Annotated in this window: 13 protein-coding genes; 1 reads left to right on the top strand and 12 read right to left on the bottom strand. The window is 62.3% G+C overall.

The window, feature by feature from the left end; all coding sequences use genetic code 11:
• Positions 1-127: 127 nt before the first annotated feature.
• From CIT25_RS17430 to CIT25_RS17380, 10 genes are all read right to left on the bottom strand, one after another.
• On the bottom strand, positions 128-1,348 hold the full coding sequence (locus CIT25_RS17430; protein WP_095485770.1) for an MFS transporter: 1,221 nt from the start codon (positions 1,346-1,348) through the stop codon (positions 128-130).
• Positions 1,345-1,845: a transcription antitermination factor NusB gene (nusB, locus tag CIT25_RS17425; RefSeq protein WP_095485769.1), complete on the bottom strand. Its 501-nt coding sequence runs from the start codon at positions 1,843-1,845 to the stop codon at positions 1,345-1,347. Before nusB ends, CIT25_RS17430 begins: the two co-directional genes overlap by 4 nt.
• Complete coding sequence (gene ribH / locus CIT25_RS17420) at positions 1,842-2,336, bottom strand: 6,7-dimethyl-8-ribityllumazine synthase (protein WP_095485768.1); 495 nt, start codon at positions 2,334-2,336, stop codon at positions 1,842-1,844. The genes nusB and ribH overlap by 4 nt, the downstream gene beginning before the upstream one ends.
• A 340-nt stretch (positions 2,337-2,676) precedes the next feature.
• On the bottom strand, positions 2,677-3,294 hold the full coding sequence (locus CIT25_RS17410) for a riboflavin synthase (RefSeq protein WP_095485767.1): 618 nt from the start codon (positions 3,292-3,294) through the stop codon (positions 2,677-2,679).
• Positions 3,294-4,424 (bottom strand): bifunctional diaminohydroxyphosphoribosylaminopyrimidine deaminase/5-amino-6-(5-phosphoribosylamino)uracil reductase RibD, encoded by a 1,131-nt coding sequence (ribD, locus tag CIT25_RS17405; protein WP_095485766.1) that lies wholly within the window; start codon positions 4,422-4,424, stop codon positions 3,294-3,296. The genes CIT25_RS17410 and ribD overlap by 1 nt, the downstream gene beginning before the upstream one ends.
• 2 nt (positions 4,425-4,426) lie before the next feature.
• Positions 4,427-4,918, bottom strand: coding sequence for a transcriptional regulator NrdR (gene nrdR / locus CIT25_RS17400; protein WP_095485765.1), 492 nt, complete (start codon positions 4,916-4,918; stop codon positions 4,427-4,429).
• A 150-nt stretch (positions 4,919-5,068) separates the two neighbouring features.
• Positions 5,069-5,653 (bottom strand): invasion associated locus B family protein, encoded by a 585-nt coding sequence (locus CIT25_RS17395; RefSeq protein ID WP_095485764.1) that lies wholly within the window; start codon positions 5,651-5,653, stop codon positions 5,069-5,071.
• Positions 5,654-5,735: 82 nt separating this feature from the next.
• Positions 5,736-7,049, bottom strand: a complete 1,314-nt coding sequence (gene glyA, locus CIT25_RS17390; RefSeq protein ID WP_095485763.1) for a serine hydroxymethyltransferase — start codon at positions 7,047-7,049, stop codon at positions 5,736-5,738.
• Positions 7,050-7,166: 117 nt separating this feature from the next.
• Positions 7,167-8,813, bottom strand: a complete 1,647-nt coding sequence (locus CIT25_RS17385) for a Na+/H+ antiporter (protein WP_095485762.1) — start codon at positions 8,811-8,813, stop codon at positions 7,167-7,169.
• A gap of 106 nt (positions 8,814-8,919) precedes the next feature.
• On the bottom strand, positions 8,920-10,173 hold the full coding sequence (locus CIT25_RS17380) for a L,D-transpeptidase family protein (RefSeq protein ID WP_095485761.1): 1,254 nt from the start codon (positions 10,171-10,173) through the stop codon (positions 8,920-8,922).
• A 407-nt stretch (positions 10,174-10,580) separates the two neighbouring features.
• On the opposite strand from CIT25_RS17380, the gene CIT25_RS17375 reads away from it, so the two are divergent.
• Complete coding sequence (locus CIT25_RS17375) at positions 10,581-11,057, top strand: hypothetical protein (RefSeq protein ID WP_095485760.1); 477 nt, start codon at positions 10,581-10,583, stop codon at positions 11,055-11,057.
• Between the two features lie 195 nt (positions 11,058-11,252).
• Here the strand turns inward: CIT25_RS17375 and CIT25_RS17370 are convergent, their stop codons facing one another.
• Complete coding sequence (locus CIT25_RS17370; protein ID WP_095485759.1) at positions 11,253-12,086, bottom strand: protein kinase domain-containing protein; 834 nt, start codon at positions 12,084-12,086, stop codon at positions 11,253-11,255.
• Positions 12,083-12,490, bottom strand: coding sequence for a protein kinase domain-containing protein (locus CIT25_RS38110; RefSeq protein WP_158302575.1), 408 nt, complete (start codon positions 12,488-12,490; stop codon positions 12,083-12,085). Before CIT25_RS38110 ends, CIT25_RS17370 begins: the two co-directional genes overlap by 4 nt.
• Positions 12,491-12,720 lie beyond the last annotated feature (230 nt).

The following is a 12,720-nucleotide window of genomic DNA, read 5'->3' as shown; positions in this document are numbered from 1 at the left end:
TGAATCCGCTGCTGCCTCGTCCCGACAGCGTCATGTCACTACAGCGCCGCGCGTCCGTTTGGACGCGCAAGGACGCTGTAGCACTTTTGATTTTGCGCATGATCCTTTCCGAACCTTCGGTTCGGGGTCATGCGCTGGTCTGCCGCGCGCTCGTCATCTTCAATGCGCCCAGAGCCACGAAGCACAGCACGACGACAGGGAAGATGATCCAGTTGAGCATTTCCCAGCCCCAGGCATTGTAGACCGCACCCGACATCAGCGAAGCAAAGGCGACGGAGCCGAACAGGACGAAGTCGTGAAAACCCTGGACCTTGCCTTTCTCGGACGGCCGATAGCTGTCGGCCACCATGGCGGTGGCGCCGATGAAGCCGAAATTCCAGCCGAGGCCGAGCAGGATCAGCGCCGTCCAGAACTGCCACAGCGCCAAGCCCGACAGCGCCACCACGGCGCAGCCGATTAGCAACACCAGTCCGGCCGCCACGATCCGCTCGGCGCCGAAGCGGTGGATCAGCGACCCGGTGAAGAAGCTCGGCGCAAACATCGCCATGACATGCCAGGAAATACCGAGCGTGGCATCGTCCGTCGACAGGCCGCAGCCGACCATGGCCAGCGGCGCGCCGGTCATGACGAAGCTCATCAGTGCGTAGCTGCCGACGGCACAAAACAGCGCCGCAACGAAACGCGGCCTGGTGACGATCTCGGAGAGCGGCCGCGCGTCGCTGTCGGCGATCTCCACTTTGCCAGTTGCCTTGGCCGGAATGCGCAGCAAAGAGAGAATGGCGGCGCCGACCGCGGCCAGCACCAGGATGGATGCAAACGAGCCGGCAAACATCACCGGCGAGAACAGATCGCGGGTGAAGATGACGATCTGCGGCCCGAGTATGGCGGTGACGACGCCGCCGGCCAGCACGAAGGAGATAGCGCGCGCCTTGAACTCCGGCGTCGCATTGTCGGCGGCAGCGAAACGGAACTGCTGGACGAAGGCACCGCCCACCCCGATCACAGCCAGTCCGAAGGCGAACAGCCAGAAGTTGGGGTGGAACAGCGCCAGTGTGGCGACCAGTCCACCCAGCGCAGTGATAATCGTGCCGGCCATGAAACCGTCGCGCTGGCCGAGCCAGCGGATGATGGCTGCCGCCGGCAGGGAACCGAGCGCCACGCCGACATTGAAGCCCGTGACCGGCGCCGTCGCCAGCGACTTGTCCGCATCGAGCAGATGTTGTCCGGCCAACGCACCCAGGGAAATGGCGATAGGCGCGGCCGAGCCGATGATGGCCTGCGAGGCCGCAAGGATGAACGCGGTTCGACGCGCTTCCCTACCAGCCTCGGCGATAGCAATGGCCGTCATGAAGCGTCCTTGCCACGCCCCTCGCCGCGCACGCGGCGCGACACGCGATCGAGCACCGCGTTGACCAGCTTCGGCTCGTCTTCTTCGTAAAACGCCTTGGCGATATCGACATATTCCGAAACGATGACAGCCACCGGCACGTCCTCTCGCTTCATCAGCTCGTAGACGCCGGCGCGCAATATGGCGCGCAGCGTCGAATCGAGCCTGGACAATGGCCAGTCCTCGGTCAGCGCCTGGCGGATGATCGGATCGATGGTTTTCTGGTTCTCGACGACGCCGGCGAGGATGGCGCGAAACCATTGTGCGTCCGCCTCGCGATAGAGGGCGCCGTCGACTTCCTTGCCGAGCCTGAACGCCTCGTATTCGGCGGTGATCTCGAAGACGCCGCTGCCGGCCACATCCATCTGGTAGAGCGCCTGCACGGCGGCTAGACGGGCAGCACCGCGCTTGTTGGCGTGGCGTGCCGCGGGCTGGCCGGGTGATGCGGGTTCGCTCACGATCGCTCTCCCAACTGTTGCTTGAGGGCAATCATAGTCAGCGCCGCACGCGCGGCAAAGCCGCCCTTGTCGCCTTCCGAGCGTTTGGCCCGCGTCCAGGCCTGTTCGTCATTTTCTGTGGTCAGGATGCCGTTGCCGATGCAGACCGCTTCCTGCACGGACAGGTCCATCAGGGCTCGGCTCGATTCATTGGCGACGATGTCGAAATGATAGGTATCACCACGCACGATGGTGCCGAGGGCGACAAAACCGTCATAGCTTGGCCCGCCTTCGGCGGCGCCGTCGAGCGCGAAAGAAATCACCGCGGGAATCTCGAGCGAGCCCGGAACGGTGACGACATCGTATGTCGCGCCCGCTTCATCGAGCGCGGTTGTCGCGCCTTCGAGCAGCGCGTCGGCAAGATCGTCATGGAAGCGCGCCTCGATGACAAGAAGGTGGGCCTTCTTCTTCGGGCGAATGAACGCTTTGCCGTGTTGGGATGTGCCAGCCATAGATGTCTCCGGGATCGCCGGTGACTTAGGCCGAAGCCGGTTTGATCGCAAGCGAAGATGTTGGAATGTTGCTAGGCGCTCGGCTATTCCTGCCGTGCCGGAGGCAAGTCTTTCGGCCCGACAAATTCAGAGCCCGCCTCCCGAGAGCAAGTAGCCCGCCGATATCTGCGCACCGTGTCGCGCAAACGATCGTTCACCGGCTGCGGCTTGAGAAGAGCATCCACGAAAACCTGGCGGTCCCGATCAGATAGCTGCAAAGGTCGGCATTCAAGCGAAGTCATAGCCGTTCCGTTCTCCTGACGACTGTCTACCGCTATCGCTCGGGGTTGCGAAGAAATTTCTAAAGCCCCTCTTTCGCCGCCTCCACTAGCCGCGCCGCATAGCGGGCCATGGTGTCGATCTCGAGGTTGACCGGGTCGCCGACCTGGCGTTCGCCCCAGGTGGTCACCGTCAGCGAGTGATGGATCAGCAGCACGTCGAAGCGTGTGCCTTCGACCTTGTTGACGGTGAGCGACGTGCCGTCGAGCGCGACGGAGCCTTTCGGGGCGATGAACTTGGCCAGGTCGCGCGGTGCTTCCAGCGTGAAGCGCACGGCGTCGCCTTCCTCCTCGCGCGCCACGATCTCGGCCATGCCGTCGACATGGCCTGACACGATATGGCCGCCGAGTTCGTCACCGATCTTCAGCGCTCGCTCAAGATTGATCCTGGCGCCGGATTTCCAGTCAGCCGCTGTCGTCAGCCGGAGCGCCTCTTCCCAGGCCTCAACCTCGAACCAGCGCGCATTGGCGCCGCTTTCCGGCAGCGCCGTCACGGTCAGGCAGACGCCGCCGCAAGAAATCGAAGCCCCAATGGCGATTGTTTCAGGGTCATAGGCGGTGTCTATACGCAAGCCGACCCCTTCCCTCAGTGGCTTGACGGCAGCGACGGTGCCGACATCGGTGACAATCCCGGTAAACATCAGAAATCCCTTATCCACTCGGCGTAACTGTCTTCGCCGAAACGCATGTCGCGCAATTTGCGAAATCCTGCCGGGATATGGCTGGCGTCGATGGGCGATGCAATGCCGCCCTTGCCAATCGGCTCCGGCCCCTGGAACAGCACGATGCGGTCGACCAGCCCTTCGGCGAGGAAGGCCCTGGCCACCTTGGCGCCGCCCTCGACCAGCACGCTCGCCATGCCGAGCGCGGCCAGGTCCTCGAGCAGCTCCGGCAGCGCAATATCGCCTTCATACGTCTCAGTGCCGATGAAGCGCACGCCGACGCGTTCGAGCGCGGCCCGCCGGTGCGGATCGGCTTCAGCACAGGCGGCGACATAGAGCGGAACCCGGTCGACGCCGGCTACCAGTTTCGACGTCTCCGGCAGCCTGATCTGGCGATCGAGCACGATGCGCGCCGGCGAACGGTTTTCCAGCCCCGGCAACCGCACCGTCAGCGCCGGATCGTCCTCCAGCGCCGTGCCGATGCCGATCAGTATGCCGTCGGCTTCGGCCCGCATCAGATAGACTTCGCGCCGAGCGATGTCGCCGGTGATCGAGACCTGCCCCTCGCCTTCCATGCCGATCTTGCCGTCGCTGGAAAGTGCAAGTTTCAGAATCACTTCCGGACGCTTCTTGAGAGATCGAGTGAGATAGCCGGCCATTTGCTCGGCGGCTTCTGCCACCAGCACCTTTTCGACCACTTCGACACCGGTGGCACGCAGGATCGCATAGCCATTGCCGGACACGCGTGGATCGGGGTCGCTCGCAGCCCCAACCACCCGCGTGACTCCGGCATTGAGCAGCGCATTGGCGCAAGGCGGCGTGCGGCCATGGTGGGCGCAGGGCTCCAGGGTGACATAGGCGGTGGCACCGCGGGCCAGCTCGCCGGCCTCGGCCAGAGCTTCCGTTTCGGCATGCGGCCGGCCACCGACAGCAGTGACACCGGTGCCGACGATCATCGGCCCGGTGCCGTCGTCGCGCACGATCAGCGTGCCGACCGAAGGGTTGGTCGAGGTCCGCCCGGCGTTTTTCCGCGACAGCCTGAGTGCCGCCGCCATGAAGCGGCGATCAAGAACCTCTTGTTCGGCTTGACTGCGCCCGGGCCTTGCCATGCTCAGCCGGCGTCCTCTTCCTTGAGCTCGTCACCCTTGAGCTCGTCACCCTTCAGTTCGCCCAGCACGTCGTGGAAATCCTTGGCCTCGCGGAAATTGCGATAGACCGAGGCGAAGCGCACATAAGCGACATCGTCGAGCGACTTCAGCGCCTCCATCACCAGGCGGCCGACCTCGCCCGAGGCGACTTCAGTCTCACCCGAGCTTTCGAGCTGGCGCACGATGCCGGTCACCGCGCGGTCGATGCGCTCGGGATCGACATTGCGCTTGCGCACCGCGATCTCGACCGAGCGCAGCAGCTTGTCGCGGTCGAAGGGCACCTTGCGTCCGGACTTCTTCACCACCACGAGGTCGCGCAACTGCACACGCTCGAAGGTGGTGAAGCGACCGCCGCAATCGGGGCAGACGCGCCGCCTGCGGATCGCCGCGCCATCTTCGGCGGGGCGCGAATCCTTCACCTGCGTATCTTCGGACTGGCAGTAGGGACAGCGCATGGAGAGCCTTTTGTTCGCGATTCTCGTGGAGCGAAAGGCTTAGAGGTTTTTGTCGGGATGGCAAAGCACCGGGGATGGCCTCTCGCGCCTCAGAGATAGCGAGGCGCGAGGAAAATTGCCAGCATCATGCCAGACGGCAACGCCGGCCGATTACGGCGCGACATCGCCGGTCGGGAATCCACAGGATACGCCGAGGCTGCGATAGGCCTTGGTGAAGCCGTCCATCGATACAGTCGCGACTGGCGTGTCGCCGAAGGTGACATCGAGTGAGCTGGCGCGGCGCATGGCCCGCAGCAGCGCCAGACTGACCTCGGTCTTGTTGTTCAACATCCACTTCCCGCCGGCAAGGGCATTGACGGTCGCCTTGACCTTGCCGTTGCTGTCGCCGAACACCGCCGGAATGTTCTCGCCAGTCGGCAAGTCCTTGTTTTTCATGGCGACGACAAGGGTCGGATAGCCATCGGGCGGCAGTGCATCACCGTTCGAGATAGCGAGTGTGAGGGTGCCGCTGGTACCGCTCGCGTCGAGAAAGGCGGTCGAGGCGACGCAGGTTTTGCGCAGATCCTCACCGGTATCGATCTCGTCCACGGTGGTGGACCATTTGCCGAAGGTTTCCGTCTTAGGTGCGGCCGGGGTGGGCGCGGACTGTGCCAAGGCGGCGGACAGCGGCAAGGTGGTCAATGTCGCCAACACGCCAAACGCGCCAAAACCAGCGACACGGAAAATCTGCATCATCGTCAGGGCTCCTGTCCGGACTCCGTCCCCGCTGGAACGGTGCTTCTCCTACGGCCGATAAGGGATGACAGTTTGCGTGGGCTCAGCCGAGATATGGATAGAGCGGAAAGCGGTCCGTCAACGCGGCCACCTTCGCCTTCACCGCGGCCTCGACGGCCGCATTGCCCTCGTCGGAATTTGCGGCCTTGAGCCCGTCCAGCACCTCGGCGATCAGCTTGCCGATCTCGCGAAACTCGGCCTGGCCGAAACCGCGCGTGGTGCCGGCCGGCGTGCCGAGGCGCACACCCGAGGTGACAAACGGCTTTTCGGGATCGAAAGGAATGCCGTTCTTGTTGCAGGTGATGTTGGCGCGGCCAAGCGCTGCCTCGGCGCGCTTGCCGGTGGCGTTCTTGGGACGCAGGTCGACTAGCATCAGATGGTTGTCGGTGCCGCCGGAAACGATGTCGAGGCCGGTTTCCTGCAGGCTGGAGGCGAGCGCCTTGGCATTGGCGGCGACGCTCTCGGCATAGAGTCTGAAGCTTGGCTTCAGCGCTTCGCCGAAGGCTACCGCCTTAGCAGCTATGACATGCATCAGCGGACCACCCTGCAGGCCCGGAAACACGGCCGAATTCATCTTCTTGGCGATGTCCTCGTCATTGCACAGGATCATGCCGCCGCGCGGGCCGCGCAGCGACTTGTGCGTGGTTGTGGTCACCACATGGGCATATGGCAGCGGCGATGGATGCACGCCGCCGGCGACCAGGCCGGCGATATGCGCCATGTCGACCATCAGATAGGCACCGATCGAGTCGGCGATCTCGCGAAAGCGCTTCCAGTCCCAGACGCGCGAATAGGCGGTGCCGCCGGCCAGGATCAGCTTCGGCTTGGTCTCCTGCGCGGTCTTCTCGATCGCATCCATGTCGAGCAGGTGATCGTCCCTGCGCACGCCGTAGGAAACGACCTTGAACCATTTGCCACTCATGTTGACCGGCGAGCCATGCGTCAGGTGCCCACCGGAATTGAGGTCGAGGCCCATGAAGGTGTCGCCGGGCTGCAGCAGCGCCAGGAACACCGCCTGATTCATCTGGCTGCCGGAATTCGGCTGGACGTTGGCGAAGTTGCAGCCGAAGAGTTTTTTCGCGCGCTCGATGGCCAGTTCCTCGGCCACGTCGACGAATTGGCAGCCGCCATAGTAGCGCTTGCCCGGATAGCCCTCAGCATACTTGTTGGTCATGATCGACCCTTGCGCCTCCAGCACGGCGCGGGAGACGATGTTTTCCGAAGCGATCAGCTCGATCTCGTGGCGCTGGCGGCCAAGTTCATTGCGGATCGCGCCGAAAATCTCCGGATCGGCATCGGCAAGCGTGGTTTCGAAGAAGGATTCGAATTTGTTCGACACTGCCGCTGCTGTTGCCATGCTTGAGATCCTTGTCGTCCGGGGGTCTGCCGCGCCATTAACACAGTTGCTTCCGCCCCGCCACGTTTGAGGCGCGAAATTTGCTGGCCGGATTGCGGCAGCAAGGCGAAGAGCCGGCTATTTCCTCGCCTGACGGCCCTTCAGCAAGGCTTCGGTAAGCGTGATCTCGGTCAACAGCGCCTGCATCGTATGGTCGTTGATCTCACGGCTGCGAAACATGGCGCGCACGGCCGCGCGCTCGGCCTCGATGCCGGCAAGCCTCATTTCGAGCTCGAGCCGTCCGGCTTCGCGGGCCTCGGTGCGGGCTTCATCGGCCTCGTCGGAGGCGGCGATGCGACGCCGATAACCGGCGACGATGCTGTCGGCAGCGGCAAGCCGGGCACCGGGCACCTCGCCTTCGTCCCCGTCTTGTGTCCCCGCGATGCTCTCGATGCGGGCGATCGCCGCCTTGGCCGCGCCGACACGCGCCAGGCGTTCCTCGGCAGCACCGGGATGCTCGCCCGGCTCGACCAGCCCGCGCGCTATCTTCGGCAAGGCAAGGCTGGCGATGACAAGCGAACAGATGATGACGCCCGCGGCGAGGAAGATCACCACATCGCGCGCCGGAAACGGCGAGCCGTCCGGCATGGCGAGCGGCAGCGACAGGATGCCGGCCAGCGTGATGGCGCCGCGCACGCCCGCCACCGAGCCGGCGAGCCGCACGCGCAGGCCGAACGTCTCGGCCTTGCGCTTGCCAAATCGCGCGGCAAGGCGTGCCGCGATGTCACCGACCCAGATCCACAGGAAGCGCAGCGCGATCAGGCATAGGGTAAGGATCAGCACAGTCAGGATCGGCTCGATCAGCCAATGCCGGCTGCTCAGCTCAGGCGGCACATGGCGGATGATGTCGGGAAGCTGCAGGCCGAGCAGGATGAACAGCGCACCGTTGAAGACGAAGGACAGCGTCGTCCACAGCGATATGGTCTGCATGCGCGCCGATACCCCGAGATAGCGGAATATGCCGGACCCACTGGTGAGCACACCGGCGGTGACGGCGGCCAGGATTCCGGACGCGCCGGCATGCTCGGCGCCGAGATAGGCAATGAAGGGGATCAGGATCATCACCAGCACCTGTGCCTCGGCTGGCACACCGCCGATGCGGTTAAGCAATTGCAGCGCCTTGGCGGCGGCGAACACCGCCACCACGCCGGCCAGGATGCCGGCAGCAACGGCGTAGAAGAAACTCAGCGAAGCGGCGGCGAAGGAAAAGCTGCCGGTCAGCGCTGCTGCCACGGCGAAGCGGAACATGACGAGGCCAGACGCGTCGTTGAGCAGCGACTCGCCTTCCAGAATATGCATCAGCCGCGCCGGCACCACGTTCCGGTCGACGATCGAGGAGACGGCTACCGCGTCGGTCGGCGACAGCACCGCTGCGAGCGCGAAGGCGACGACCAGCGGGATGCTCGGCACCAGCCAATGCAAGGCATAGCCGAAGCCGACGATGGTGAAGAAGACGAGCCCGATGGCAAGGTCGAGGATCGGGCCGCGCAGCGCCAGCAGTTCGCGCTTGGGCACGCCAACGGCGTCGCCGAACAAAAGCGGCGGGATGAACACCAGCAGGAACAGCTCGGGATCGATCTCGACATGGATGCCGCGCACCGGCCAAGCGAGTGCAGCACCTATGGCAATCTGCAGCACCGGCAACGGCACCCGCACCAGCCGGACTAGCGCACCGGAAACGGCGACGAAGCCGAGCACGACCAGGATGAAGACGGCAACTTGCATGGCCCTGTACCGAACGGCGCTTTCCGGACCGGCGCAAAGCGCGCCCTCCAGCCGGATACAAAAAGGCCGCCCTCAGCGGCGGCCTTTCAGTAAAAAGATCAGTCGCTTACAGCGCAGAGGTGATCTGCAGCTCGTTGGCTCCATCGAGCCCGTAGATGTCGTCGCGGAACTGCACGACACCAGGCCCCGTCGACCAGGCCGAGATGTAGAGGAAATAGACCGGCACCGGATTGTTGACCTGCACCGGGATGTTCTCGCCGCTCTTGATCGATGCCTCGAAATGCTGGCGGTTCCAGCCCGGCGTGTCGCGCAATATCCAGGTGACGAGATCGCGCACGTTCTGGACGCGCACGCAGCCCGAGGAATCGAAGCGCATCATCTTGCCGAACAGGCTCTGTTGCGGCGTGTCGTGCATGTAGACGCCGTCCGGGCTCGGGAAATTGATCTTGACCGAGGCCATCGCATTGCCGGCGCCCGGATCCTGGCGGAAGCGGTATTTCTCGGCGTCGTCGGTCGACCAGTCCACGGTCAGCGGATCGACCTCGCTGCCATCCGGTGCGAACAGACGGATTTTGCTGTCCTTGAGATAGTTGGGGTCCTTCCGCATCAGCGGAATGATGTCCTTGCGCACGATCGAGACCGGCGCGTTCCAGTAGGGATTGACGATGATCTCGTTGATCTTGGAATCGACGATCGGCGTCTGGCGGTCGATCTTGCCGACAACGGCGGTGTGGCGCAGCACGACGCGGTCGTTCTCGACCGCCTCGATCTGGGCGCCCGGGATGTCGACCAATACATAACGGTTGCCCAGCGTGCCGGCGCGCTCGTGCAGCCGCTGCAGATTGGTCTGCAACTGGCCAAGCCGGACCTGCGCCGAAACATTCATCGCCGCATAGGTATATTGGCCCAAGGTCCCGTCGGAAGGCAGGCCATGGCGCGCCTGGAAGCGCTTGACCGCGGCATCGACATAGGAATCGAAGGCCTCTGACAGGCCGGCGCTCTGCGCCAGGTCGCCCGAAACCATCAAGCGCCTGCGCAACGGTACCACGTCGGGGTCGATGACGCCGAGCTGCAATTTCTTGGTGTCCGGGACCGGCTCCCAGCCGCCCTGCGCGACGATATTCTGATACTGCGCTATCGCCTGCTCGGTAAAGGAAACGGTCTGCGGGCTGACGATCGGCAGCGTCGAAGCCACCTTGCCGCCCTGGCTGGCGCGGGCGTCGAACTGGTCGTCCCAGTTGCCGCGGCCCGAGGATTTCAGGATATCCCCGATCACGTCCTGCGCGCTGGCGCCACCGGCAAGCATCGTCGCTGCCAACGCGGAGGCTCCGGAAAGGAAGAAACGGCGACTGGTTCTCATGTACGCTCCAGACAGTCTTGTAACAATTCTCTTCACCGGGCGATCCCGCCCGTACTCTAGAGTTGGCAATGTTAACAATTAGCCAACCATGGCCCCTTCGGTCGTGAGAACGTGACGGGGGCGGCGCGCGTTCAGGGAGATGCTTGGCCTTTGCCGCAACATCACCCGCATTCTCGCTTTCACCGGGAATATGGCGGCAACGTGGCCCTGACTGCGATTTGGATCGGCAGGCCTCATGAAACGGAAAGACCGGTGCTTTTCGGCACCGGTCTTGGCTGTTTCCGGCCGCGCTTCTTCGGCGCGGCTTCAAGCTCCCGAGCGGTCGGATCCCTTGTATCCGGTAAGCGATCGTGTCGTTGGGGGCGCGAAACGCGTATGCTATTGGTTGCTCCGAATTGGAGGAAGGCATGAATTTGCAGGGGCCATTACGATACAAAGTGGTCTACACGCCTCAAAAACCTTCGATCATATGCGAGCGCGGAACGCCGCGCTTCGCCGGCAACGCCTCTGGCGCAAATCCAAAGCTATACATCTTTTCGCGAGACGGGGTTCCCATCTACGTTGGTGCAACCATCAGGTCGATGGGCGCCAGAATGCGCGATGGCTGGAAGGCATCAGGCGAAAATGGCTTTTACGGCTATCGCTTTAGACACGAAGGTTCAGCGGTCGACCTCGATGTTTGGGCTGACGTAGACCCTGTTAGACGGCGCGACGCAGGAATGCGGAGCGGGAGTGACATCGAGACTATCGAGGCGGAAGTTGTCTACTTGCTCCGTCATCGCACTGGGCAATGGCCCGCGTACCAGACAGAAATCCATTTCTACCAATCAAATTTCGAACATCGCCGAGAGGCTGAAAGGGTTATGGCTCATTACGGATTGTGAAGGCGTCAACCTCGCTGGCGTCGCGGCGGGCGGCGAGAGTAAAGGGCGGTGTGCAACGCGTGGCTTAGTGCTTGTCCCTGTGGCTCCACCAGAACGCTACCATAAAGTTTGGCGATGCAGTTCATCCTGGGACAAACAGGGTAGCCGTTCAAGACCTATATTTGGGAAGAACCAAACGCCATCCAAGCTCCACACTTAAATGCGAATGGCAGAATTCACCTTCATTCGTGTTTCTTCCTGCTGTCTTGCTTGCTCCAAGCGCGCACGCTCCTCGGAAGCCTTCCGCTTAGCCTCGGCCAAAAGGTTGTAGTGGAGAGTTTTGGTGGTATTGGGCAGCCAAGTCTTAAAATGGTCGACGGCATGTTGAACGCTGTGTGCGGGCATACTTGTCGTTACCATTTGGCCAGAAAACTGAAACGTGTGTGGGCCATGTCCCATCACCGAACTATAGTTGCCCATGTTTTGAAGCGCGCTCACCCACTTTTGGTGAACAGGGCGATCAAGAGTTAAGCGTAGCAGGCCGTCATCCCATGTAGCGCCTACGAGCTTCGGCGGCTCGTGGGCAAGTGGGTCGGTCACCTCACCCTCATAGACAACGGTGTTGGCAATCTCGCTGAGGCGCTGCCGACTTAACTCAAGCTGTCGGTTCTGTTCGATAAGGTCCTTTACAACGGCAATGGAACTCGGCCGGCTGTCAGGGTTTTGCGTGGTCATCTTGGCCACGATTGGGTCCATGAAAGCGTACTCGGCCGATGCATCTCCGATGAGCTTGTAGTTAGTGCCGTGCGGTACCTCACCCGTAAAAAGCTCATTTAGCATAAGGCCTAGAGCATAGATGTCTGCCCTGCCGTCTACTGCGGCTCCACGGCGACGCTGCTCCGGCGCGGCATAATTGAAGTTGGCCAGCCTTTGCTGCGGGCTCGTTTCGACCAGCGTCAAAAGCTCTTGGGAGGTGAAGCTCGCGATGCCGAAATCCGCGACCGCAAGCCGACCGGTGCCTGCGTCAAATAGGAAGTTCTCTGGCTTCAAGTCTCGATGCGTTGCCCGAGCATATGGGCAGCTTCAACACCATCCAGCATTTGAGAAAACAGTGCGACGATCTGAGCAGGATTGACACTTGGTGACATCCGCTCCCGAAGACTGCTCGTGTAGCGGTGCATGACATAGAATGGACCTTTTAGGTGCGCGTCGGTCCCCATCCCATAATCAATAACGCTTACGATATTGCGATGGGTGTTTTTCGCCAGAAAAGCTGTCTCGTTCCTGAAGCGTCGGCGTTTGTCTGTGGTGACGTTGATCAGCAGCTTTAGTGCTATTGCATTGCCGCTTTCGTCAACGCCACCATATACCCGCCCAGCACCGCCCTCTCCGAGGGTCTCGGTGAGCGTGTAATCGCCGAAAGTTGTTTGAACAGCTATTTGGCGTTTAAGCATTCTCATGCCCAGAAAATAATAGGTCCAAAAGGCCCAAGCTAGCGACAACCGCGGTTGTCCAATGAATTATCTATTCGAAATCATCGTCGGCCAGATTGGTCTCTTCCGGATGGGCCTTTCGGTAGCCTGCTAGCGAATAGTTGCAGAACTCAGGCCATTTGTCGCCAAAGCTTCAGGAAGGCCATACTCTTCGCTCACGCGAACTCCATCCGTCCACCGTCGTCGCCCAG

Source organism: Mesorhizobium mediterraneum, assembly GCF_002284565.1.
Classification (GTDB): domain Bacteria; phylum Pseudomonadota; class Alphaproteobacteria; order Rhizobiales; family Rhizobiaceae; genus Mesorhizobium; species Mesorhizobium mediterraneum.
This window is presented reverse-complemented; position numbering and strand designations above follow the sequence as displayed.